This window comes from Bacillus sp. OK048 (assembly GCF_900103525.1).
Lineage (GTDB): Bacteria > Bacillota > Bacilli > Bacillales > Cytobacillaceae > Neobacillus.
In genome coordinates this window covers 308,832-330,599 of sequence record NZ_FNHN01000004.1, presented here as the reverse complement: position 1 = coordinate 330,599, position 21,768 = coordinate 308,832, and the positions used below count along the sequence as shown (strand labels likewise).

Here is a 21,768-nt window from a genome sequence, read left to right as displayed (position 1 = left end):
CCTCATGCTCTTCTTTTTTTAACGTTTCATTTATTGATTGATAAATTGCACCGGAAGGGAATATGAGGGATGCCTTTTCATTTAATGCTGCTATAGGCATGTTGAATAGAGATTCAGATAACGATTACTAAAAAAGAATTTGTTAATACTAAAATTTAATAAAAAAAACCTAGGATAACCGATTATTGGTTATCTTAGGTTATGTTAGAAAAGGGTAACGAAAGTCGGCTAAGAATAGAGGGCTACACCCACCAACCCGGATAGCAAAATAACATAGACAGGATTCCAACGTAGTTTTAGTAAGGCGAATAAGGATAGGAAAAAAATGAAGAATATGCTTATGGATCGAAATGATATATGTACACTAAGCATGTGATTGTTTAGTGCAAATTTAATTGCCGCAAAAATGATTAAACTAATAATGATAGGCTTTAGTCCATAAAACATACGTTCAACTACTGGATTATGGTGAAGTTTGCTAAAAAAGGCTGCTACTGTGATGACCAAGATAAGAGAAGGAAGCAAAATAGCAAAGGCAGATACACTGGCCCCACCTATGCCTGCCGCTGAATATCCTATTAGAATTGCACTATTCACAGCAACAGGACCGGGTGACATTCCGGCAATCGCGATCATATTGGTCAACTGTTCTGCAGGCATCCAGCCGTATGCCGTCACGGCGGTTTCAATAATAGGGATCATCGCATAGCCCCCACCGAAGGAGACAAAGCCCATTAAAAAAAATGTTTGAAAAAGTTCCCACAATACCATTCCGATAAACCTCCTAGCGCTTAAATACCAGAACCCATGTAATAATCGGGGTTAGTAGTTGGATCTTCTGCCTTACTTGTTTTCATTTTAATCGTGTAGCCTAATTTTCTTTTAATTGGGATTGCGATTAATCCAGCAATGGCTCCAAAAATAATGGCAACAATGGGATGGATAAAAAAAAGTGCTGGGACACCGACCACCATAATGAAGAATGTAGTCGTGTCGTAAATGGCGGTTTGGCCTATTTTAATTGCAGCATACACAATGATCGCTACAATGGTAACTCGTATTGACACAAACGCAGCTTCTAATTTTGGATTATCATGAACGAAAAAATAGGAAGCCCCTAGTAATAGGACAATGATAAATGTAGGCAGCGAAACCCCAATCATAGCGGCTAGTGCCCCTCTAATCCCGCTAATTCTGTGTCCAATAAATGTTGCTGAATTTACCGCAACCGCTCCTGGAACGGTTTGAGATAAAGCAATTACTTCAGTAATGTCTTCATGTGTTAACCATTTTCTCTTTTCTACTATTTCTTTTACCATTAATGGAATCATGGCAAAGCCACCACCAAAGGTTACCGGACTAATCTTAAAAAAAGTCCAAAAAATTTGAAACAGCAATTTCCATTGCACTTTCATAAAAATCCTTCTTTCCAAAAAGAACTAAAAAGCATACTTCCACTCAACCTATGAATCTAGCATCATACTAAAAGTACCAAAAGAACGACGTTGGGTAAATGGCAACAATTGTAAAATAAAAGCTGCCGTAATGGCAGCCAGCTGAATTTGTGATTGCATTATTCGCTACTACTACTTTTTAGTGCCTGGATCCTGAATTGAAACATTCTTTGGACGTTCTGGATAGGATGCCTTACCTGAATCATCTGGACCAGTAAGCTGGTTCCTTTCATTTAGAACTTTCCCTGTATATTCGATAGGATTATTTTTTGACATTTTTTCCACCTCCAAGTAATAGTATGCTTGAAAAGCAAATGACCATTCATTGAGCATATGTGAGAGACAGACGTCGGTAGAAGCAATGTCAGCACCATTTTGCGATGATAACCACTTTCCCCTAATTTTCGAAGGGGTTTGGTCATCATCCCGCTTATGATAACCACTTTCCCCTAATTTCCGAAGGGGTTTGGTCATCCTCCCGCTTATGATAACCATTTCCCCCGAATTTCCGAAGGGATTTGGTCATCATCACACTTATGATAACCACTTTCCCCTGATTTTTGGAAGGGAAATGGTCATCATCCCGCTCATGATAACCACTTTCCCCTTATTTTCGAAGGGAAATGGTCATCATTCCGCTTATGATAACCACTTTCCCCTTATTTTCGAAGGGACTTGGTCATCATCACACTTATGATAACCACTTTCCCCGAATTTTCGAATGGGTTTGGTCATCATCCCGCTTATGATGACCACTTTCCCCGAATTTTCGAATGGGTTTGGTCATCATCCCGCTCATGATAACCCCTTTCCCCTTATTTTCGAAGGGAAATGGTCATCATTCCGCTCATGATAACCCCTTTCCCCTGATTTTCGAAGGGATTTGGTCATCATCCCGCTTATGATAACCATTTCCCCCGAATTTCCGAAGGGACTTGGTCATCCTCCCGCTTATGATAACCATTTCCCCTGATTACCGAAGGGATTTGGGATTCAACGGCCAAATAAATAAAACTCACCAATCGGCGAGTTTTTGCATGCTAATAGAACAATTTTTATGTCAAAAATTTACTCATTTCGTTTTTTTAGTACAGATTATTTTTTAGAATTATCAACCAAAAAATAAATCAAGGATATTGGATGTTTTGGATGATTTTTTATTATAGAATTCGGAATAACCGCATTTTTTACAAAAGACAACGATAAACGTATTATGCTGGATATCAAGTATTTTCGATATGCCTGTTCCAGTCATCGCCACTTCTTTTTGCCCAGTATCTCTAGCGCCGCATTTTATACAACCTTTTTCGCTCATTATTATCCCTCCAGTTAAAGACTCCTCGATATACTTACGGAAGAGGATTCAAAAGGTTTCAAAATAATCAAATACTAAAGCTTGTCGCCACTTCAGAAAAAAGGTAAAATTCAATAAAACTAGGAAAGAGGGATGTACACGTGCAATTTGATATTTCAATGCTAGGTATGGGGTATTTTAGCCTGGAGGCTGCCGCAGTTGATAAGAGCCCAAGTGAAATGGTTATCACTGACAAGAATGAGGAAACTTATTATATTGTATCAAGGGAAGTTTTCGAAGCTGGTCCCCAACAAGAAGGATATAAAATCAGCGTTAATGAAGGAGAGTAAATAGTTATTCTATAAGCAAGATGCTTGGTGATCCTAACACGTTAGGCATCGCTTGCCTTGTTTCGTTAAGGGTCAGAATAGTCGAACAAGCTAATTAATTCTGCATCTAGCAATTGACTAAGCCATTTATTTAGGCTAAGATATTTTCAATTAATACGGCATAAACGGCTATGAAGAGAAGAGTAATTTTGATTAATTATTTCCAGAGAGCTCCGGTAGGTGGGAAGGAGTAATAATGATCCTAATGAAAAAAGGCTCGGAGCTTCGCACGGATCTAAGAGCGTTCTTAGTGATACTGCGACGGGATCTCCCGTTAAAGAGATAGGGTATCATCAATTATTAAAAAATTGCCGTACCCGAAGAGGTTGATATGGTGACATATCAATAAACTGGGGTGGTACCGCGGAGCTATAAACTCTCGTCCTCAAGATGAATAATCTTGGGGGTGGGAGTTTTTTTGTTGTTTTGAAGTAGTAAAGAAATCCAAATAGATGACTGGAGTGAAAAGTATGAGTAATGAACAAAGAGAGCTTAGAATAGAGAAATTAGAGACATTAAAATTGCAGGGGATTCCAGTATATCCTGAAAGGTTTTCAACAAATTATGAACTTTTTGAAGCCTCTCAACTGGAAGACGGAACTTCTGGAGTTCGAGTTGCCGGAAGAATTATGAGTATAAGAAACTTCAGCAAATTAAGCTTTATTACCATTTCAAACATACAAGGAAGCTTACAACTTCTTTTGAAAAAGGATGAGATTGGCGAGGAACCTTTTAATCAATTTCATAATTTAGTGGATATTGGTGATTTTATCGGTGCGGAAGGGAGTATGTATTCGACTAAAACGAATGAGAAAACACTTCGAATCGAAAGCTTTGTGTTTCTTGGGAAGGCGTTGCGGACTCTTCCAGAAAAATGGCACGGTTTAAGTAATGTTGAACTTCGATATAGACAGCGATATTTAGATTTAATGATGACAAAAGACACACAAAGTCGTTTACTAGCCAGAACCAAAATGGCACGTGCCATTCGCAGATTCTTTGAGGACCAGGAATTCTTAGAAGTAGAAACACCAGTTTTACAGCATACTTCATCGGGGGCTATAGCTAAACCGTTTAGAACTTATCATAACTCCTTAGATACTGAATTAAATTTACGAATCGCACCGGAAACCTATTTAAAAAGGTTAATTGTAGGTGGTTTTACCAAAGTATTTGAATTTGCAAAGTGTTTTAGAAACGAGGGGATTAGTCCTCAGCACCTTCAAGAATTTACAATGGTTGAAGGGTATGCAGCCTACTGGAATTATCAGGATACAATGAAATTAATGCGGGAAATGGTTCTGTTTGTTCTCGATCAAACCTTTCATACAACTACCATCACCATCCAGGGTCAAACGATAAACTTCTCACAAGAATGGGACATTACCTCTTTCAGGGATTTAATCTTAAAAGACACAGGGATTGATATAGACCTTTATCCTGATGTTAAAGATTTATATCAAGAAACGTTGAGGAAAAATATCAACTTAGAACATTCCGACATTGAATCTTTAGGGAGAGGTAATTTTATTGATCTTCTTTACAAGAAAATGTGTCGACCACAACTAGTTAAACCGACATTTTTAATCAAGCACCCGATAGATTTATCCCCATTAGCTAGAGCCAATGATCAAAATCCTGCTCTTACAGACAGGTTCCAATTAGTGGTCAATGGTGCGGAAATCATCAATGCCTATTCGGAACTGGTTGACCCGCTTGAACAAAGAAGAAGATTGGAGACCCAAGCCCAGCTTAAAAGTAATGGAGATTTAGAAGCTATGGAGATGGATGAAGATTATCTGACAGCTATGGAATATGGAATGCCACCCATTTCTGGATGGGGATTTGGCATTGAACGCTTATTAATGGTACTAACGAATAGTGATTCAATTAAGGATTGTGTTTTATTTCCATTAACTAAAAAACTATAGTGGACCCCCATTAATAGTTTTCAATATATAGGTGGTGGACTGTAACCCTAGTTACCATCTATATATTGAACAATAAAGTTTTTAGGGATCAGTTCCTTCTTCAACTACCTGTAGCTTGAGCTATACAAAGGGTTGCTCTCGGTAGCAGTTTTCTTATTGAACTAAACTGGGCCACTTTAGTTCAATAAAGAGGTTTTTTTGGCAGGTTAATGAAATAGTAACAGTAAAGTCCTTGAATAGATGGGATCGATCGCTGTGGCGATCTTTTTTTATTTGAACGAAATGGTCAGGTTAGTTGAAGAAAAAGCATGCCTCAATTTGAATTTTTTTTTATGTAATGTCATTATTAAATTAAATTAAATTAAATTCACCTTATGTATATTCATTAAAATTAATTAATGTAGGCTTTAATGAAGTGACTAAAGGAGATGATTTTTAAAGGAAAAAGTTACACCATTCTTAATGCTTCAAGCCTTAGGTGTTTTCAATAATAAAAGTGTATACACTACTGTTATTTATAGGAGGACAGATCCATGAATACACGGGAAATCAAGGTCCAAAAACAAGGCTGGATTCCTAAGAAGGAACGTATATGGGTAATAGTGGCGATTATTATCGGTGCTTCGATAATGCTTTGGGAAATTAAGGGACTATTACAGCTTTCATTAACCACTCTGCACAGCAAGCAGTTCGAACATACATTTAAAGGTTTTGGCTCCAATGCAAGACTTGCCTTATTTTTTGTACTTGCTTATTATGTGCTTCTTCGTGTTATTAGGCTTCGTAAATTGAAAGGTCAAGCCAAGGTGAAAAAATGGTTGTCCACTTTGCTGCGCTTTACCCGAAAATGGCATACTCCAGCAGCGATTATCGCCATCGCTTTTATTATCGTTCATACGGTAGCTGTCTTTATGTACGGCTTCAAATTTGATTTTAGTAATATAAGTGGATTGCTTTCCTTGCTAGTCCTACTTCCAGTTCCTATATCAGGACTATTTCGATATCAGCGGATGGACCGGAAGTGGCATTTGCGGTCTGGCGTTGCTTTTGCAATTCTATTTTTAATTCATTCTTTTTTATGAGTATCCCCCTAGCTAAAGCTAGGGGGTAATTAGCATTACTCCCAAAATTAAACTTTTTTTATTCGTAGAATATCTGATATAGTAGTCTTTGAGAAAGGAATGAAGACTATACAATGAAATGTTATTCAATAGATTTAGACGGTACGCTATTAAATTCTGAACATGAAATTTCAGAGGTAAACTTACAAACCATCAATGAATTGCATGAGCAAGGTCATGCGGTTATTTTAAACACAGGGCGGGCTTATGCCGATGTTGTTAAAATAAACGCATTACAAAATTTAGAGATTCCTATTTTTTGTGTGAACGGTTCTGTTTTATTTTCAAAATCTAAAGAACTTTTGTATGAAGCGACCATTCCGCTCTCCACCTATAAAGAAATTTTTCCGATCCTAAGGGACCTAGGTGTAGGAATTCTCGTCTATACCAATTATGGAGGCTTTCCATCCACTTTACCACCGCTGCATAAAAAAACTAAAGAAGAACTCAATACTCTTTTTCAAAAATTTAACTATGATGAAATTCTTGAAAAAGATCAGTTGAAAATCTATAAATTAATCGCTTTAACTCACCATGATGAATTAGAAAAAGTCGAAGAGGTTAAGAACGCTCTTGAGGGTAAGTTTGATATTTCAATGGCATCTTCATTCCCTAATAATGTAGAAATCACTTCTAACGAAGCGCATAAAGGAAAAGCATTATTGCGATACCAGAAAATGATGAATCTTGATTTTGAAGAGATTATTGCTTTTGGGGACGGCGGAAATGATCTTGCTATGTTCGAGGTGGCAACGACTTCTGTTGCTATGGCAAATGCACCGCTCCATGTGCAGGAGAAAGCTAACATCATTACAAAGTCAAATGATGAAGATGGATTTGCCCATGCGGTCCGTCATTTGCTAAATCTTCAAACAGAAGCAATCGTAAAATAAAAGGCTGTGTTAAGGGTTATTGTTGATTTTATAGCCTGTTGTTTTGCGCGGAAGGCACGAGACTCCTGCGGGACTAGCAGGTCAGGGTGAGACCCCGCAGGCGCGCAGCGGCGAGGAGGCTCACCGACCGCCCGCGGAAAGCGAAGTGCCTCGTGACAGGCAAAGAACGCCTGTCCCTGCGGTGATTATTCAATGAAGCTTTCCTTAGTGGAGCGCAAATCAACAGTCTTGTTTAACACAGCCAAATAAAAAAAGCCCAATTTCCGATTAATTTAAGGAAATTGGGCTTTTATCCTTTAACTGGTTACGGGCTTTTTCAAGAATCCCATTAATAATGCAGAAACAATTGCTCCAATCACAACTGCTAGTAAATACATCAACCAACTGCCGTCAACAAGTGGAATGACAAATACTCCACCGTGTGGGGCACGGAGTCCAATGCTGAACATCATCGATAAAGCACCGGCAACGGCTGAACCTGCCATGACAGAAGGAATAACACGAAGTGGATCTGCTGCGGCAAATGGAATCGCTCCTTCCGTGATAAAGGATAATCCCATAATATAGTTTACTTTACCAGCTTCTCGATCTTGCATGCTGAATTTTTTCTTAAATAGAGTAGTGGCAAGCGCAATCCCTAATGGAGGTACCATTCCGGCAGCCATGATCGCAGCCATAGGCTCATAAACTCCATTGGCTAACAAACCTGTACCAAAAACATAGGCTGCTTTGTTAACTGGTCCACCCATATCAAATGACATCATTAATCCTAAAATAATTCCAAGTAAAACGGCATTTCCTGTACCTAAACCAGATAACCACTCAGAAATGGCTGTATTTAACGCACCAACCGGCTTATTGATAACAAACAACATAATAAATCCGGTAAAAGTGATCCCTAATAGTGGGTATAAAAGGATAGTTTTAATTCCTTCTAAGGATGAAGGCATTCCAGCAAGTAATTTTTTCAAACCAACTACTAAATAACCTGCTAAGAAACCTGCAACTAATCCGCCTAAAAATCCAGCGCCGCCACTGGTAGCCAGCATACCGCCGACCATACCGGCAGCAAAACCTGGGCGGTCCGCAATGCTCATGGCAATAAATCCTGCTAAAATAGGAACCATTAAGGCAAAAGCATTTCCACCGCCAATTGTCATCAATGCTTCAGCAATAGGATGATAGGTTGGATCATTAGGATTTGCTGAATTAATTCCGAACATAAAGCTGATTGCGATTAAGATACCGCCGCCGACAACGAACGGAAGCATGTTGGATACACCATTCATTAAGTGCTTATAAATGGTTGCGCCAATTCCTCTTCCGCCGGTTTGTTCGCTTTCCTGGCTGGATTTTCCGCTGCCGCTATAGATAGGAGCATCTTGCTTCAAGGCTCTTTCGATTAGTTCCTTTGGTTTACGAATCCCTTCCGCTACAGCAGTTTCGATTACATGTTTGCCATTAAAGCGGTTCATTTCAACCTTTGTGTCAGCTGCCACAATCACAGCAACAGCATTTTTGATTTCTTCCGCTGTTAAAACATTTTTGGCACCACCGGAACCATTTGTCTCAACCTTAATATCAACACCCATTTCTGCCGCTTTGGCTTTTAGCGAATCTGCAGACATATACGTGTGAGCAATACCAGTAGGACAAGCTGTTACAGCAACAATAAATTGTTTCTTGCCAGCCATGGATTGTTCTTCTTCTTTTTCCTCTTGGTCATAAGAATTAATAATAGTTAATACTTCATCCGCGTTACTAGCTTCTAAAAGCTGTTTGCGTACTTCATCTTTTAATAGAATCGTTGAAAGTCGAGAAAGTGCTTCTAAATGTGTATTGTTTGCTCCTTCTGTGGCAGCAATCATAAAGAAGAGGTGGGAAGGCTGGCCATCAAGAGATTCATAGTTTACACCAGTCTTTGATCTTCCAAATGCAATGGCTGCATGTTTAACCGCGTTTGTTTTAGCATGGGGAATGGCAATACCTTCACCAATTCCAGTTGTGCTTTGTTCTTCCCTTTTAATAATGGCATTTTTATATTCTGCACGATCATTTAATTTGCCCGCATGATCTAAAACACTTACTAACTCTTCAATAGCACCGGTTTTTGTTGAACTAGTTAATGAAAGGTTGATGGTTTCTTTTGTTAATAGTTCTGTAATCCTCATCATCATTCTCCTCTTAGGTTTGACTTTTCTATTATTACTTGAGGGAGCAAGCCTTCCATTTTTTCGCGTGTGCATAATCCGATGGAAAAGGCTGTCGCACTGCCAGCTGCCACACTAAACCGAAAAGCTTCTTCTATCGATTTTGTTTTTTCATAGGTTGCGATAAAACCGGCCACCATGGAATCTCCTGCACCTACTGAGCTTTTTACATCACCTTTAGGGCTCGTGGCGATTAGGGCTATGTCCTTATTGATGAGGACTGCTCCTTTTTCGGCAAGAGATACAATCACGTTTTGGGCACCTTGTTTAACAAGCTCTCTACCATATGGAATAACACCTTCACAAGAATTGATAACAGTATTGAATAAGTCGCCAAGCTCATGATGATTTGGTTTTATTAAGAAGGGATGTAAAGGAAGAACTTTTTTCAGTAATTCTCCTTCCGCATCAACCACAAATTTTGTGCCATTTTCATTACATAGTTTTACAAGCTCTTCATAGGTATTTTCTGGCATAGTGGATGGAATGCTGCCAGCAAGCACAAGGATATCCTCACTTGTTAATTCGCTAATTTTCCCTTTCAAGGCATTCAAGTTTTCTTCTGTAATGTTAGGTCCTTTAGCATTAATTTCAGTTTCTTTGTCAGACTTGATTTTTACATTTATTCTTGTATCTTCTTCGACTCTCACAAAGTCGGTGTGTATACCGTGTGAGGTTAAGAAGCCTTCAATATAATCACCAGTAAATCCGCCTAAAAATCCGAGAGCATGACTGTCTACGTCTAATCTTTTTAAAACTTGAGAAACATTAATTCCTTTTCCGCCTGGAAATTTGGTTTCGTTTTTTGTTCGGTTTAACTCACCGAGCGCTACCTGTTCTACTTCTATGATGTAATCAAGTGATGGATTTAAAGTAACAGTATAAATCATGATGTAACCACCTTTATTTTTGTCTTGCTGTGATAATGCTCCTGTGTATCAGGGTCTAACTCATTTGTAATAATCGTTGCCAGATGTAAGTCAGCAATTTTTGCAAAAGCAATTTCCGAGAACTTTGATTCATCCGAAACCACAAATGCTTCACGTGATAATGAAATCGCTAATTTTTTGACCATTGCTTCTTCAGGGTCGGGTGTGGTATAGCCAAATTGTGAGTGGATTCCGTTCACTCCCATAAAGCACTTATCAAAACGATAATGTTCTAGACTATCTAATGCCCCGCGTCCGATTAATGCTTTTGTTGTTGGCTTAGCATATCCACCTACTAAAAAAGTTTTTATATTTTTTTCAAGTAGTTCATTTACGTGTGTTAATCCGTTTGTTACTACCACGATGTTCTCTGGAAGGTAAGGAATCATTTCGAAAATAGTGGAACCTGCATCCAAATAGATACAATCGCCTTCCTCCACTAAGCTTCCAGCGTACTGTGCGATTTGACGTTTTGGTTGAAGGTTTTTGGAGGATTTCTCAATCATGCTTGGTTCCTGGAGCTTTCCTTGCAGTCTTGCAGCACCTCCATGAACTCTCTTGAGAAATTTTCCTTCTTCTAGCTGTATAAGATCTCGTCGAATTGTGGACTCAGAGGAATTTGTTAATTCCACGAGTTCTTGAAGTTTTACTGAATTTTTAACTTTTAATGCATCTAAAATAATTTGATGGCGTTCTGGCTCTAACATGATTACCGCCTCCTAAAACGCTTTCATTTTCTTCTATTTTCATTTTACAACTACAAACCAAATAAATCAATCATAAAAATTCAAAAACATTCTTTTTCATTCAAAAAACTTCAAATAAAAAAGATGCCAAGTAGGCATCATGATTATCAGATAGTATTCCCAAAAGGAATTTAAAAAGGTTCTCTAATATTGTATCGGCGTAAAATGGTTTCAATCCTCATGGCAGTACTTAAATTACCTAAAACTCTTACTCTGCCAGTGAGGAGTGCCATGGTACCACTTTGTTTTCCTAAGACAAATTTTTTGAAATTATCATACGATAGCTGCATCGTACAAGTTGGGGTTGTCTCTACACCTTTTTTTATGGTTAAATTACCATTTTTGAAAAAATGCTGATAGGTACCTTTTTCCTCACCGTAAACGTCATACTGAACGACAGCGTTAAATCCATTAATAGGTCCAGGGTTTTGATTGAAAATCTCCTCGATTCTTTCCATAAGGTCTGCTAAAGAATACTCTTTAATTGCTTTCACCATCAGGTAATTCCTCCTAGAAAATTAATAAAACTTAAGCATATTTCATAGTTTAATAATACTAATAAGTCAGTAGAAAGGCGGTGAACATTTTTCGAACCTTTTAGACTTTTCACGCTTCTTTGAAATAAATTTGATTTAGTTAAAAATAGTGATATATTTGAAACCAAATTGAGTATAATACGTATATGTAAATAGTGAAGTTGAAAAAATTATTTATTAATAGGGAGAAGAAAATTGGGCGCAATTATTTTAGTAATAGGAAAGTATATCTATGATATTTATTATTGGTTAATCTTGATTAATATTTTCGGTTCCTGGTTCCCGCAATTCCAAGCATCTAAGATTGGAATGCTGGTGGGCAGACTCGTCAACCCTTATTTATCTGTCTTTAGGAAATTTATCCCGCCACTAGGAATGATTGATTTCTCACCAATCATTGCGATCATCGCTTATAGCTATATAGGGAGATTTGCACTTGAGGGGCTGCGTCAATTATTAATCATGTTAGGCGCTTTATAATCGATGTTAATATAGGGCTTTACTTACACTGTGTTGTAAGCGAAGCCCTATTGGTATTTTGGAATTTTTTTTCGACGGAAGTGTTCTGAGTATCATTAAATTGGTAAATTAAGTTATTCTTGATAATAGGATGATAAAAGGGGAGATGCGCATGAAATCCGCATTAATACTAAATCCGTTACTATTCATAGCTAACAAAAATGGGGGAGACCATGAGTATTCAAAAGGCAACTATAAATGAACTTAATTCCTTAATAGAACTTTTTGATTCCTATCGTGTGTTTTATCATCAGGAATCGAATCTTGAAGGTGCGAGGAAATTTTTAAAAGATAGATTAGTAAACGAAGATTCAGTCGTTTTTATTGCCTATGATGAGGGTAATCCGATTGGCTTTGTTCAGTTATATCCTTCCTTTTCATCTGTAGGTATGAAAAGATCCTGGGTTTTAAACGATTTATTTGTAAATGTGACTGCACGTAAAAAAGGTTTTGGGGAAAAATTAATTAAAAAAGCAATTGAATATGCAGAGGATACAGGTGCAAAAGGAATTTTATTAGAGACAGGTCACGATAATGTGACTGCACAGAGTCTGTATGAAAAAATAGGTTTTAAGAGAGAATCCAATTTTTTTTACTATTTTTCACTATAATTGCACAAACTACCTCTTGAGAGAAAAAATCTGGAGGTAGTCAAAGTGAATAAAAATAATGAAACTTCAACGATCATTTCAAATGATGTATTGCGCGGTAAACCGTATCTTGATATTGACCGTGTTATTACAGAAGAGAAAAGTAACCATTCTACTCATGAAAAAAATGATGATCGGTAGGTCGTTGAAGATTTGAATAGTGTTTAATAAAGAGGCTAACGGGTTCTCTTTTGAGGTTCAAATAACCTAATAGGTACGCTAAATGGGATGTGAAATCGCAATCGGTTTCGCATCCCATTTTTTTGTTGTTATATCAAGTTTATGGTAATTTAGCAAGTGAATTTCAATGTAAATCGCTTGCCAAATCGCAAGGTGGAAATAATTATTTTTACGTTGTGAATTTAAGTCTGAAATTTAAAATATTGATGCTTATTTTAAGTAAATTGGATATTTATGTTAAAAATAACTAATGGATTGTGAAGATTTGTACTTAAACTATGGGAGCAGGTTAATAAGATGTTAAAGGAAAACTAATCTGTTTTGGAGAATTACCTAAATAGATAAATGATTAGAGGTGGGAAATAGTGAGAAAAAATGTATTTTTTTTAGGTTCAATTTTCCTTATAGCGTTATTTATTTTTAATATTTATCAATTGAATCGCCCAAAGGTTGGTCCAATAGGAAGTGGCGAAATATCTACAGTATCTTGGATTTTAACCTTATTCCCACTAATATTGGCATTTATATTTATATTGTTGTTTATCACTTCGAGCGTCCGTAATAGAAAAAAATAAAGTGGCTAATTGTGTGGAAGAAAATCCTAATATAGGTAAATGGGTAGTCTTGGCGACTATCATTGCAAGGGTATAGTAACGAATTCTTAGGAGGCATAGCATGAAACAATATAACATCAGAATTACTCCGTATAGCTCTAAATACGCAGAACAAACAGTGGATATGTGGCGAGATAGTAAGGAACAGGCTATTGGCCAAAAAGAAATTCACGACTTTGAAAATCACTTATATTTTTTAAATCATATATTACCTGAACAGTTTCAAATAGATTTAGCGTTAATTGGTGAAGAAGTTGTTGGAATGATTGCCTATAACGATAGGGAAATAAGCCAACTATATATTCATCTAGAGTACCAAGGGATCAGTATAGGTCGGACATTACTAGAAAAAGCAAAAGCACAATCAAGTGGGAAATTGACATTGTACACATTTGAAGTAAATGAAAAAGCACAACGGTTTTATGAAAACCATGGGTTTGAAATCATAAGTAGAGGACATGAAAATGAAGAAAATTTACCAGATATTCAATATGAATGGATTTCCAAAAAATAATGTTATTTGGGCTTTTAGAAAAAAGTTAGCATTATAAAGCTCTTGGGTGAATAGGTAACGCTTTTTTGTTATTGAACTATCGGGGAAGGTTAGCTGAAGAAAAAGTGATAAATATTCTACTTACATATGGTAAAATGAGGGTATAATTTGGAAGAATATTAATGGAGGCTGAGAAATGGTAAAGAAGAAAAATGAAACGTATGAATGGATTAAATCATTAATAGGTGCACTTGTATTAGCATTTATTATTCGCTCTTTTTTCTTTACTCCCATTGTTGTTGATGGTGCTTCAATGAACCCTACTCTTCAGGACCGGGACCGTATGATTGTAACAAAAATCGGGGAACCGAATAGATTTGATATTGTTGTGTTTCACGCCCCAGACGGCAAGGATTACATCAAACGTGTAATTGGACTTCCAGGCGACAGGATAGAGTATAAAAATGATATTTTGTATGTAAATGGCAAAGCATATGATGAACCTTATCTAAAAAGTTATAAGGAAAAAATCAGTCAAGGGTCCCTAACATATTCCTTTACATTAAAGGAAACGGCAGTAGGTAGTGAAACGGTTCCTAAAGGTCAACTGTTCGTGTTAGGCGATAACAGAAGGCATAGTAACGATAGCCGTCGTATTGGAGCTATTCCGTTAGAGAAGGTAATAGGAACAACGAAAATTGTTTACTATCCGATAAATGAAATTAAAATTATAAAAAAATGACTTTATCTAGCAAATATCTTTCTTGCTTTAAGGGTGCATCTAATCAAGAAGGATAGTGCACCTTTTTTCATCCTTGATAATACTAATTGACTCTTATTTTCTGATACCCAACCCTATTGCAAATTAGGGCAGGACTCCAGTAACAGAGCAAAGTTTGTGAAGCGATGTACTTAAGCTAAAAGGGTGCGATACATTAATAACGAAGATCGCTTTTTTCTTTCGAATTCAAAAGGGAAAAAGGGGGGAATGGAAAAAAGGGGAAAAACCTTCTTCTTCTAAAGTCGTCAGTAAAAACTGATCTCTTCGATTAAATGGCATTTGCTTCATCCTCCTTTCATTTCAGAAGTCTCTAGAACAAAGGGCAGATTAACTTAACCTGGCCCTTTGTTCTGTGCATTTTAGTAGCTCATGAAAGAAGTTCCGACAATGATCAGTAGAATGAACAATACAACGATTAACGCAAAACCACTTCCCATTCCATCACCCATATATAGCACCCCCAACTATTCTTATGTCAATTGACTTTGCTTAAACAATTTCTAAAAATAAAAAAGCGTCTGCAATACATGCAAACGCCTTTTCGGAGGTAATTATATATGTCTGGCTGGCTTAATAATAACATATGCACTCAGAATAAAACTGAATGGGACAAGTGCTGATTATTAAAGTCAAGCCCCTAAAAAGGGCTTTTTTATTTTTATCTTTTGTACGCATAGGTACATATAAAGAAATAGTAAATAAAACCCACGATATAAAAATGCATTAACACTAGTACAATAATTAAAGGGGTCTCGCAATCCGTTCCAATCAACCTTCAACAGTTTTCGTTTTCAAAGCAACAATCTCTTAGAAACAAGCCTTAAAGAAAGTACTAAAATGGAAATTTTTCGTAATTGTAATTTTGTCATCAACTCATAATCCTTTTAATAGCAGTGTTTTACAATAGACATATGTTTTTGTTAATAGGGTTGTTCCTATGTGGACGAGTCACATCATTAGTAAAGTATCTTCCTTTATGATAAATTTATGAACGAAAATATTATATTGAAAAGCAGGATGGTGTAGATGATGTCAATAAAACAACTTAAAAGTATTGAAGAATTAAATGAATTTGTTCAACAACCTGGGAAACATTTGCTATTAAAACATAGTACAACTTGCCCAATCAGTGCCAAAGCGAATGAAGAATTTCATTCATTTGTTAATGAAAATGAAACGACTTCTGCTGCAATGGTCTTGGTAATAGAAGATCGGCCTGTATCAAATCATATTGCTGAAGAATTTGAAATTAAACATGAATCTCCACAAATCTTGCTATTTGATGATGGAAAAGTTTCTTGGAATACTTCTCATTGGAAAATTACAAGAGATTCGATCAAGGAGGCTCTGAACGCATGAGCAAACAAGTCATCGTTTATTCCACGCCTGGTTGTGTAGAATGCAACTATGTTAAACAAATGCTAGAAGAGGAAAAAATTCCATTTGAAGTAAGAGACGTAATGTCAAGTGTGGAATATCAACAGGAAGTCGAAAAATTTGGCTTTATGGGTGTACCTGTTACCGTAGTTGGAGATAAAGCAATTAAAGGCTTTAATCCCGAATTAAAAGAACTTCTAGAAACAATTGAAAAGTAAAGTTAGTCAAAGTCATGATGTAAAGTCATGGCTTTTTTAGTGCGCCAAAAGTAACCTATCCCTTCGAGATTGACCAGGAGACGGGAGATGGTATATAAAAAAGTTAAGTTTGTGGCTAAATCGGTGTTCTCCATCCATGCTTGTTCAGTAATCGGACCAAATAAGTTAAGAAGGTTGACTCATTATAATTAAAGGGGATATGCACTAATGAAAAATATTTTTAATCATATGCATACAGCAGAAGTTTTAAAGCGTATTGACAAATTGAGTCCAAATTCACAACCGCAATGGGGAAAAATGGATGTTGCCCAAATGCTAGCGCACTGTTCATCTTTCCAAGACATTGCAATGGGAAATTCTTTTCCACCAAGGAGTTGGTTAGGAATAATAGTAGGGAGGTTTGCAAAACAAATCATTTACAATGACAAGACATTGCCCCATAATATGTCTACTATTCCAACCATTTTGATTGCAGATGATAGAGAATTTGACGCAGAAAAAGAAAAGCTTAAACAAAAAATTATCACATTCCAAAATAACGGACCAGAGAAGTGCACAACTCATCCGCATCCTTTTTTTGGAAAGCTTACTTCTGAGCAATGGGGTAAAGGAATATACAAGCACCTTGACCATCATTTTAAACAGTTTGGAGTTTAAACATTAAAAAACATACCCCGACTACACGGGTGCGTTACATGAATAAAGAGTAAAGCATTTTTATTGAAGTAACGGGTGAGGTTTGTTGTAGGAGAGGGCTTATTCATTCCGCTTTATTTTGCATTTGACTTATATTGCGAAAAAAAAGGAAGCATCTAAAAGATGCTTCAAAAGAGGAAGGCAAATTATGAATATCCAACAGTCTAAATAATAATATGAAAAATTTAAGAAATAGCTTAGACAATTAACCAAAACGTCTTTATTTTTATTCATAATATTGTCCACACCCTGGGAAAACTCCATTCATAGTTTATGGTAAAGAAATTAGGAGGGTGAAGTTATTGGCAGAGAACGTTAAAGATCATAAACCGAATGGAGAAAATGACCGATTTACAAGATTAATGTTTAGAAACAGTAAACAGGGAGACCTCTTAGATGAAAACGACGATCATTCACAAGTCAGGTCCGAACAAAAAAACAATTCCAATTTCGTTAGGAAATCATATGGGTTCGATGATTGGCTATTGGGGAATAGGAGAAAAGTGCCAGAAAAGAAATCTCACACCACTGTAAACCAGATAGAAAATACTCTACAAAAAGTCGATCTTGAATTGCTTATGGAAACGATTGATATGTTTGCTACAACATCTAAACAATTTAAACCAATAATTAAAGAAATCAGCCCTTTTTTTAATCGCTTTTTTAAAAAGCTCAAATCCAATGCTGATTGAAAAATCAGAATGAGTCGCTTTTTTCTTCTTAATAAAAACTTAATGTGGATAAAGAGATTAAAAAAGAAAATAGAAGCGTCGGTTGACGCTTCTATACACTAAAGAAGTAGTGTGTTTTGTTCTGTGATTCTTTTACAAGGTTAGTACCCGCTCATGAAACTTGCACCAACAATAACTAAAAGAATGAATAGAACCACGATTAGAACGAAATTCATTCTAGATCCACCGCTATATCCGCCTTGGTTTGACATAATGTATCACCACCTCTTTATAGATTCTATATATATTATGGAATGATGATAAATCTGAAATGGACAAGTATGGAATTTTGAAAATATTAAATCAATCACTCTTTAGTTATAATTTTGGTGTAACAATTACGGAATTACGTCAGCTTTCGATTCAATTATGGAACAACAAAGAACGTGATTTTTTAACTAATGGTTGCAAGATTTTCGAGCCCCATTTTTAGCAGCATTTCTTATTGAGCTAACGGTCAGGGAGTTGCATAAGAACTTCGCTCTAAATGTAACATATACATTGAATTATGTAATGTATATGTTACAATTCATTTAAGGAGGGATACAACATTTGGAGAATAAAGTTAAGATTGCTCGTACTCAAGTAAGTTTGACACAACAACAACTGGCAGAAAAGATAGGTGTCACTCGGCAAACTATTAGTTTGATTGAGAAGGGAAAATATAATCCAACCCTCAAGTTGTGTCTGGATATTTGCTATGCAGTTAATAAAACATTAGATGAAGTATTTTGGGTAGGAAAGGAGAATGATTAAAAATGAAAAAAATTACAGATGAACGTTTAATATTACAAAATTTAAAAAACATCCGCATTGCGTATATCGTTCAAACTGTTGGTATTCTTGGAATTTTAGGATATGACTTAGTTACAAAAGGGTTAGACGGAATGAGAGAAAATCCCCTATGGATTGTATTTATGATAACCACAGTTATTTCTGCATATTTATCAATGAGTATTGGTGCAGACCATGAAAGTAATAAAATTAACCCGCAAAAGAGTCTAAGAATTTCACTGGTTGTGCTTATTTTAATTTCAACAGTTGTCGGATTTTTTGTATCTATTACTGATGGCTTTACAATAATCAATGGGGTAATTATAGGTGGAATACTATTTATTTGCGGTCTTATTCCAATAGTTTATATTTATAATCTACGAACAAAACGACAAGATGAAAATATCGAGGAATAAGGGGATAATCTTTTCAATTTTTCATTAAAGGGTGTGTAGATCCGAAAAGGATTACGTACCTTTTTGTTGAAGTTATTAAACGAACGAAGGAGGTTAGTTATTTATAAGATGTTAATGAAGCGAAAGAAAGGAATGTTCTAATATGGGCTTAGTTTTGGAAATTGTTCGTATTTTACTACCTGTTGTACTAGTGGGCGGGATTGCAGTTTTTGTAGTTATAAGAATGAAACATAAATACAAGAAAGGCACCCTGGGTAAGAAAAAGTCAAAAGGTGCTCAAAATTTATTAGATAGTCTAATACCACTTGGAATGATGATTGGTTGTGCTGTTGCTATACTTCTTAGCATATTTTTCCCAATCACTTTATTATCTACAATTTGTTTGGGAGCTGGAATAGGTTTATTATTTGGATATTTTGCTTATGAAATTTACAGCAATAAAGAAGAAAATTATTCATAAATTACTATTTTCCTTAATCGGGTACTTTAGCAAAAAACCAGAAATTTAATAAAAAAACGGCTCGGTGAGAAACTCCGAGCTATTTTTTATGTGAAATATACTATGAATTCATTAGCGGAAAATTTGTGAATAGTGATGAGGTTTTACCTGTGATTTATTGTTTTGCACCCCAAAAGTGAACTCGTCAAAAAGCTTGAGGCCTCTTTTTTCTTTGCTCAAGTTGAGCTGATTTATATTATTGTCAAATTTTTTGAAATTTTAGTAATATAGAAGGAAGACATTTGAAAAGAAGGTTGGATAGTTATGAAAATTAAACTTTTGCTCCCATCGGATGCTGAAAGCTATTGGGCATTAAGATTAGAAGCCTTAAAGAAAAGCCCGGAAGCATTTTTAACTAGCTATGAAGACGCTATAAAGAGAGAAAATCCTATCTCCCAGGTTGCACGGAACTTCACAGAGGAAGGGAATTATACGTTTGGGGCTTTCGAGGGTGACGAGCTAATAGGTGTTGTAACCCTCTTGCAAGAAAAGGCGGAAAAAATACAGCACCGGGCGAACATTTATGCCATGTATGTCACACCAAGGAAACAGGGATTAGGTGTGGGCAAGGCCTTGCTTACAGAAGCGATTAATAAAGCAAAATCAATTGAAGTGATTGAGAAAATTAACTTATCGGTGGTTGCAACGAATGAGGCTGCAAAAAAGCTATATACAAGTCTAGGCTTTAAAGTATATGGACTTGAAGAAAAAGCCATGAAACTAAAGGGTGTCTATTTGGATGATGAACATCGGGTATTACATATAAAATGAAGCTAAAAAAAGGTGAGGTGTAAATATAATGACAAAAAATAAGCAAGGAAGCGTTGCAGCAGAAATCAAAGCAGATGGTTCATTTAAGCGCCAGAAAAATAGATTTGACACTCCATTTGGATTTGGTGAAGGGGAGCTGCCAGTTGAAACAGGAAGATATCGCCTGTTATGGTCTGCAGTCTGCCCGTGGGCACATCGTTCCGTCATCGTCCGAAGAATTCTTGGATTAGAGGAAGTAATCAGTTTAGGCACTGCCAGTCCCATGCGACCAAAGCTTCCGCACGTAGATTGGGAATTTTCATTAGATGAAAATGGGGTAGACCCCGTATTAGGTATTCGCTATATGAGTGAAATATATAAGAATGCGGATCCCGATTATTCTGGTAGACCCACGGTCCCTGTCATGGTAGATGTGAAGGGGGAAAAGGCAGTGAATAATGATTATTTTAAACTAACAAACTATCTTGAAACTGTTTGGAGTCCGTTTCACAAGGAAAATGCACCAGAGTTGTATCCTGAATCCTTGCGAGAAGAGATTGACGCTCTTAATGATGTTATCTTTCATGATGTGAACAATGGCGTATATAAATGTGGATTTGCTCAATCACAGGAAGCTTATGAGATGGCGTATGATACCTTATTTGCAAGATTAGATGAATTGGATGAGCGCTTATCGAAAAAACGGTTTTTATTTGGGGATTACATTACAGATGCAGATGTACGGCTCTATGCTACATTAATTCGGTTTGACGCTGCTTATTACGCAGCTTTTAAAACAAATAGAAACCGGATCGTTGATTTTCCAAATTTATGGGGGTATTTACGAGATTTATATCAAACACCTGGTTTTGGTGATACTACTGATTTTGATGCCATTAAAAGGCATTATCATCTTTCAAATCATATCGCAAGTAATGATCAAAAGGGACACAATAGCATTCTACCAAAGGGGCCAGATTTATCCGGACTTCATTCTCAACATAACCGCCAAGAAATAAGTAAGAAGGCAGAAAAATTTATCCTCAAAGGAGAATAGTTGATGGTTATTCGTGAAGCTGTGGAAAGTGAATTAGCTTTTATTCGTGAACAAAGAGTAAGCTCTTATGAAGAGCATGCGGCAAAAATCCCAGAAGGACATTGGCAGGCTCTGAAGCAGGGGATTTCTTCAAAGGCAGATACACAGGCAGGTGTTGTGCTACTCGTAGCAGAAGTCGACGGAAGGATTCTAGGAAGTGTCACTTTGTTTCCAGCAAAAACCGATGCCTATGAAGGGCAAGTTGAAGAGCTGGATTATCCAGAAATAAGAATGCTGGCAGTATCTCCTTCAGCACGAGGTAAAGGGGTAGCTGCTGCTTTGATTTCAGAATGTATTAACCGGGCAAAGGAGCAAGGGCATAACGAAATTGGTCTTCATACAGGCGATTTTATGAAAAATGCAATGAGATTATATGAGCGGTTTGGTTTTGAACGATTACCACAATACGACTTTGAACCTGCTGACGATGGACTAATTGTTAAAGCTTATCGGCTCACTTTTAAATAAGTA

At 36.6% G+C, this 21,768-nt stretch carries 29 protein-coding genes and 1 other annotated feature; of the genes, 19 read left to right on the top strand and 10 right to left on the bottom strand.

What is annotated here, in order from left to right; all coding sequences use genetic code 11:
• Nucleotides 1-228 precede the first annotated feature (228 nt).
• From BLR86_RS10210 to BLR86_RS10195, 4 genes are all read right to left on the bottom strand, one after another.
• Nucleotides 229-771 (bottom strand): chromate transporter, encoded by a 543-nt coding sequence (locus BLR86_RS10210; RefSeq protein ID WP_090760951.1) that lies wholly within the window; start codon nucleotides 769-771, stop codon nucleotides 229-231.
• Nucleotides 772-791: 20 nt separating this feature from the next.
• On the bottom strand, nucleotides 792-1,415 hold the full coding sequence (locus BLR86_RS10205) for a chromate transporter (RefSeq protein ID WP_090760948.1): 624 nt from the start codon (nucleotides 1,413-1,415) through the stop codon (nucleotides 792-794).
• Between the two features lie 171 nt (nucleotides 1,416-1,586).
• Nucleotides 1,587-1,928 carry a hypothetical protein gene (locus tag BLR86_RS10200; RefSeq protein WP_090760946.1) on the bottom strand — a complete coding sequence of 114 codons (342 nt, stop codon included), beginning with the start codon at nucleotides 1,926-1,928 and terminating at the stop codon, nucleotides 1,587-1,589.
• A 637-nt stretch (nucleotides 1,929-2,565) separates the two neighbouring features.
• Nucleotides 2,566-2,769: a zinc ribbon domain-containing protein gene (locus BLR86_RS10195; RefSeq protein ID WP_090760944.1), complete on the bottom strand. Its 204-nt coding sequence runs from the start codon at nucleotides 2,767-2,769 to the stop codon at nucleotides 2,566-2,568.
• Nucleotides 2,770-2,909: 140 nt separating this feature from the next.
• Between BLR86_RS10195 and BLR86_RS10190 the strand changes: the two genes are divergently transcribed.
• From BLR86_RS10190 to BLR86_RS10175, 4 genes are all read left to right on the top strand, one after another.
• Nucleotides 2,910-3,098, top strand: a complete 189-nt coding sequence (locus tag BLR86_RS10190) for a hypothetical protein (RefSeq protein ID WP_090760942.1) — start codon at nucleotides 2,910-2,912, stop codon at nucleotides 3,096-3,098.
• A gap of 161 nt (nucleotides 3,099-3,259) precedes the next feature.
• Nucleotides 3,260-3,527: a binding site (T-box leader), on the top strand.
• A gap of 80 nt (nucleotides 3,528-3,607) precedes the next feature.
• The gene (gene lysS / locus BLR86_RS10185) at nucleotides 3,608-5,068 is read left to right on the top strand and encodes a lysine--tRNA ligase (RefSeq protein WP_090760940.1); all 1,461 of its coding nucleotides are present in this window, start codon (nucleotides 3,608-3,610) and stop codon (nucleotides 5,066-5,068) included.
• A gap of 533 nt (nucleotides 5,069-5,601) precedes the next feature.
• Nucleotides 5,602-6,150, top strand: a complete 549-nt coding sequence (locus BLR86_RS10180) for a hypothetical protein (protein ID WP_090760939.1) — start codon at nucleotides 5,602-5,604, stop codon at nucleotides 6,148-6,150.
• A gap of 113 nt (nucleotides 6,151-6,263) precedes the next feature.
• Nucleotides 6,264-7,082, top strand: coding sequence for an HAD family hydrolase (locus BLR86_RS10175; protein WP_090760937.1), 819 nt, complete (start codon nucleotides 6,264-6,266; stop codon nucleotides 7,080-7,082).
• A gap of 296 nt (nucleotides 7,083-7,378) precedes the next feature.
• Here BLR86_RS10175 and BLR86_RS10170 read toward each other — a convergent pair whose 3' ends face one another.
• The 4 genes from BLR86_RS10170 to BLR86_RS10155 all read right to left on the bottom strand — a co-directional run bounded on the left by BLR86_RS10170 (nucleotide 7,379) and on the right by BLR86_RS10155 (nucleotide 11,464).
• Nucleotides 7,379-9,253, bottom strand: a complete 1,875-nt coding sequence (locus tag BLR86_RS10170; RefSeq protein ID WP_090760934.1) for a PTS fructose transporter subunit IIABC — start codon at nucleotides 9,251-9,253, stop codon at nucleotides 7,379-7,381.
• A 2-nt stretch (nucleotides 9,254-9,255) separates the two neighbouring features.
• Nucleotides 9,256-10,182: a 1-phosphofructokinase gene (pfkB, locus tag BLR86_RS10165; protein WP_090760932.1), complete on the bottom strand. Its 927-nt coding sequence runs from the start codon at nucleotides 10,180-10,182 to the stop codon at nucleotides 9,256-9,258.
• A complete protein-coding gene (locus BLR86_RS10160) occupies nucleotides 10,179-10,928 on the bottom strand; it encodes a DeoR/GlpR family DNA-binding transcription regulator (protein ID WP_090760930.1) in 750 nt (249 codons plus the stop codon). The genes pfkB and BLR86_RS10160 overlap by 4 nt, the downstream gene beginning before the upstream one ends.
• Before the next feature lie 170 nt (nucleotides 10,929-11,098).
• The gene (locus tag BLR86_RS10155; RefSeq protein WP_090760928.1) at nucleotides 11,099-11,464 is read right to left on the bottom strand and encodes an SCP2 sterol-binding domain-containing protein; all 366 of its coding nucleotides are present in this window, start codon (nucleotides 11,462-11,464) and stop codon (nucleotides 11,099-11,101) included.
• 234 nt (nucleotides 11,465-11,698) lie between these two features.
• Here BLR86_RS10155 and BLR86_RS10150 point away from each other — a divergent pair, with 234 nt between their 5' ends.
• From BLR86_RS10150 to lepB, 5 genes are all read left to right on the top strand, one after another.
• Complete coding sequence (locus BLR86_RS10150) at nucleotides 11,699-11,983, top strand: YggT family protein (RefSeq protein ID WP_090760924.1); 285 nt, start codon at nucleotides 11,699-11,701, stop codon at nucleotides 11,981-11,983.
• A gap of 212 nt (nucleotides 11,984-12,195) precedes the next feature.
• Complete coding sequence (locus BLR86_RS10145; RefSeq protein WP_090760922.1) at nucleotides 12,196-12,633, top strand: GNAT family N-acetyltransferase; 438 nt, start codon at nucleotides 12,196-12,198, stop codon at nucleotides 12,631-12,633.
• Nucleotides 12,634-12,813 (top strand): hypothetical protein, encoded by a 180-nt coding sequence (locus tag BLR86_RS26405; RefSeq protein WP_139185590.1) that lies wholly within the window; start codon nucleotides 12,634-12,636, stop codon nucleotides 12,811-12,813.
• 714 nt (nucleotides 12,814-13,527) lie between these two features.
• Nucleotides 13,528-13,980, top strand: a complete 453-nt coding sequence (locus BLR86_RS10135) for a GNAT family N-acetyltransferase (protein ID WP_090760918.1) — start codon at nucleotides 13,528-13,530, stop codon at nucleotides 13,978-13,980.
• A gap of 175 nt (nucleotides 13,981-14,155) precedes the next feature.
• Nucleotides 14,156-14,701 (top strand): signal peptidase I, encoded by a 546-nt coding sequence (gene lepB, locus BLR86_RS10130; RefSeq protein WP_090760916.1) that lies wholly within the window; start codon nucleotides 14,156-14,158, stop codon nucleotides 14,699-14,701.
• 398 nt (nucleotides 14,702-15,099) lie between these two features.
• On the opposite strand, the gene BLR86_RS10125 is transcribed toward lepB, so the two are convergent.
• Nucleotides 15,100-15,189: a YjcZ family sporulation protein gene (locus tag BLR86_RS10125; RefSeq protein ID WP_090760914.1), complete on the bottom strand. Its 90-nt coding sequence runs from the start codon at nucleotides 15,187-15,189 to the stop codon at nucleotides 15,100-15,102.
• 580 nt (nucleotides 15,190-15,769) lie between these two features.
• On the opposite strand from BLR86_RS10125, the gene ytxJ reads away from it, so the two are divergent.
• The 4 genes from ytxJ (at nucleotide 15,770) to BLR86_RS10105 (ending at nucleotide 17,723) form a co-directional block, all read left to right on the top strand.
• Nucleotides 15,770-16,099 (top strand): bacillithiol system redox-active protein YtxJ, encoded by a 330-nt coding sequence (ytxJ, locus tag BLR86_RS10120; RefSeq protein WP_090760911.1) that lies wholly within the window; start codon nucleotides 15,770-15,772, stop codon nucleotides 16,097-16,099.
• Nucleotides 16,096-16,335 (top strand): glutaredoxin family protein, encoded by a 240-nt coding sequence (locus tag BLR86_RS10115; RefSeq protein ID WP_090760910.1) that lies wholly within the window; start codon nucleotides 16,096-16,098, stop codon nucleotides 16,333-16,335. The genes ytxJ and BLR86_RS10115 overlap by 4 nt, the downstream gene beginning before the upstream one ends.
• A 207-nt stretch (nucleotides 16,336-16,542) precedes the next feature.
• Entirely contained in the window at nucleotides 16,543-16,992 is a 450-nt protein-coding gene (locus BLR86_RS10110; RefSeq protein WP_090760908.1) for a DUF1569 domain-containing protein, read from the top strand.
• A gap of 341 nt (nucleotides 16,993-17,333) precedes the next feature.
• Nucleotides 17,334-17,723: a hypothetical protein gene (locus BLR86_RS10105; RefSeq protein WP_090760906.1), complete on the top strand. Its 390-nt coding sequence runs from the start codon at nucleotides 17,334-17,336 to the stop codon at nucleotides 17,721-17,723.
• 140 nt (nucleotides 17,724-17,863) lie between these two features.
• Here the strand turns inward: BLR86_RS10105 and BLR86_RS10100 are convergent, their stop codons facing one another.
• Nucleotides 17,864-17,974 carry a YjcZ family sporulation protein gene (locus tag BLR86_RS10100; protein WP_090760904.1) on the bottom strand — a complete coding sequence of 37 codons (111 nt, stop codon included), beginning with the start codon at nucleotides 17,972-17,974 and terminating at the stop codon, nucleotides 17,864-17,866.
• 340 nt (nucleotides 17,975-18,314) lie between these two features.
• Between BLR86_RS10100 and BLR86_RS10095 the strand changes: the two genes are divergently transcribed.
• The 6 genes from BLR86_RS10095 to BLR86_RS10070 all read left to right on the top strand — a co-directional run bounded on the left by BLR86_RS10095 (nucleotide 18,315) and on the right by BLR86_RS10070 (nucleotide 21,765).
• Nucleotides 18,315-18,518, top strand: a complete 204-nt coding sequence (locus BLR86_RS10095) for a helix-turn-helix transcriptional regulator (protein WP_090760902.1) — start codon at nucleotides 18,315-18,317, stop codon at nucleotides 18,516-18,518.
• A gap of 2 nt (nucleotides 18,519-18,520) precedes the next feature.
• Nucleotides 18,521-18,952: a hypothetical protein gene (locus BLR86_RS10090; RefSeq protein WP_090760900.1), complete on the top strand. Its 432-nt coding sequence runs from the start codon at nucleotides 18,521-18,523 to the stop codon at nucleotides 18,950-18,952.
• Between the two features lie 154 nt (nucleotides 18,953-19,106).
• Nucleotides 19,107-19,412, top strand: a complete 306-nt coding sequence (locus BLR86_RS10085; protein ID WP_175492851.1) for a hypothetical protein — start codon at nucleotides 19,107-19,109, stop codon at nucleotides 19,410-19,412.
• A 303-nt stretch (nucleotides 19,413-19,715) separates the two neighbouring features.
• Complete coding sequence (locus BLR86_RS10080) at nucleotides 19,716-20,222, top strand: GNAT family N-acetyltransferase (RefSeq protein ID WP_090760896.1); 507 nt, start codon at nucleotides 19,716-19,718, stop codon at nucleotides 20,220-20,222.
• 28 nt (nucleotides 20,223-20,250) lie between these two features.
• On the top strand, nucleotides 20,251-21,258 hold the full coding sequence (locus BLR86_RS10075; RefSeq protein WP_090760894.1) for a glutathione S-transferase family protein: 1,008 nt from the start codon (nucleotides 20,251-20,253) through the stop codon (nucleotides 21,256-21,258).
• A gap of 3 nt (nucleotides 21,259-21,261) precedes the next feature.
• Nucleotides 21,262-21,765: a GNAT family N-acetyltransferase gene (locus BLR86_RS10070; RefSeq protein ID WP_090760892.1), complete on the top strand. Its 504-nt coding sequence runs from the start codon at nucleotides 21,262-21,264 to the stop codon at nucleotides 21,763-21,765.
• The last annotated feature ends 3 nt before the right edge of the window (nucleotides 21,766-21,768 follow it).

Excerpts from the sequence above, each read along its gene's own strand:
- BLR86_RS10210 (WP_090760951.1), bottom strand. The coding sequence starts at position 771 with ATGGTATTGTGGGAACTTTTTCAAACATTTTTTTTAATGGGCTTTGTC.
- BLR86_RS10205 (WP_090760948.1), bottom strand. The coding sequence starts at position 1,415 with ATGAAAGTGCAATGGAAATTGCTGTTTCAAATTTTTTGGACTTTTTTT.
- BLR86_RS10200 (WP_090760946.1), bottom strand. The coding sequence starts at position 1,928 with ATGACCAAACCCCTTCGGAAATTAGGGGAAAGTGGTTATCATAAGCGG.
- BLR86_RS10195 (WP_090760944.1), bottom strand. The coding sequence starts at position 2,769 with ATGAGCGAAAAAGGTTGTATAAAATGCGGCGCTAGAGATACTGGGCAA.
- lysS (WP_090760940.1), top strand. The coding sequence starts at position 3,608 with ATGAGTAATGAACAAAGAGAGCTTAGAATAGAGAAATTAGAGACATTA.
- BLR86_RS10180 (WP_090760939.1), top strand. The coding sequence starts at position 5,602 with ATGAATACACGGGAAATCAAGGTCCAAAAACAAGGCTGGATTCCTAAG.
- BLR86_RS10175 (WP_090760937.1), top strand. The coding sequence starts at position 6,264 with ATGAAATGTTATTCAATAGATTTAGACGGTACGCTATTAAATTCTGAA.
- BLR86_RS10170 (WP_090760934.1), bottom strand. The coding sequence starts at position 9,253 with ATGAGGATTACAGAACTATTAACAAAAGAAACCATCAACCTTTCATTA.
- pfkB (WP_090760932.1), bottom strand. The coding sequence starts at position 10,182 with ATGATTTATACTGTTACTTTAAATCCATCACTTGATTACATCATAGAA.
- BLR86_RS10160 (WP_090760930.1), bottom strand. The coding sequence starts at position 10,928 with ATGTTAGAGCCAGAACGCCATCAAATTATTTTAGATGCATTAAAAGTT.
- BLR86_RS10155 (WP_090760928.1), bottom strand. The coding sequence starts at position 11,464 with ATGGTGAAAGCAATTAAAGAGTATTCTTTAGCAGACCTTATGGAAAGA.
- BLR86_RS10145 (WP_090760922.1), top strand. The coding sequence starts at position 12,196 with ATGAGTATTCAAAAGGCAACTATAAATGAACTTAATTCCTTAATAGAA.
- BLR86_RS10135 (WP_090760918.1), top strand. The coding sequence starts at position 13,528 with ATGAAACAATATAACATCAGAATTACTCCGTATAGCTCTAAATACGCA.
- lepB (WP_090760916.1), top strand. The coding sequence starts at position 14,156 with ATGGTAAAGAAGAAAAATGAAACGTATGAATGGATTAAATCATTAATA.
- BLR86_RS10125 (WP_090760914.1), bottom strand. The coding sequence starts at position 15,189 with ATGGGTGATGGAATGGGAAGTGGTTTTGCGTTAATCGTTGTATTGTTC.
- ytxJ (WP_090760911.1), top strand. The coding sequence starts at position 15,770 with ATGTCAATAAAACAACTTAAAAGTATTGAAGAATTAAATGAATTTGTT.
- BLR86_RS10115 (WP_090760910.1), top strand. The coding sequence starts at position 16,096 with ATGAGCAAACAAGTCATCGTTTATTCCACGCCTGGTTGTGTAGAATGC.
- BLR86_RS10110 (WP_090760908.1), top strand. The coding sequence starts at position 16,543 with ATGAAAAATATTTTTAATCATATGCATACAGCAGAAGTTTTAAAGCGT.
- BLR86_RS10100 (WP_090760904.1), bottom strand. The coding sequence starts at position 17,974 with ATGTCAAACCAAGGCGGATATAGCGGTGGATCTAGAATGAATTTCGTT.
- BLR86_RS10090 (WP_090760900.1), top strand. The coding sequence starts at position 18,521 with ATGAAAAAAATTACAGATGAACGTTTAATATTACAAAATTTAAAAAAC.
- BLR86_RS10080 (WP_090760896.1), top strand. The coding sequence starts at position 19,716 with ATGAAAATTAAACTTTTGCTCCCATCGGATGCTGAAAGCTATTGGGCA.
- BLR86_RS10075 (WP_090760894.1), top strand. The coding sequence starts at position 20,251 with ATGACAAAAAATAAGCAAGGAAGCGTTGCAGCAGAAATCAAAGCAGAT.
- BLR86_RS10070 (WP_090760892.1), top strand. The coding sequence starts at position 21,262 with ATGGTTATTCGTGAAGCTGTGGAAAGTGAATTAGCTTTTATTCGTGAA.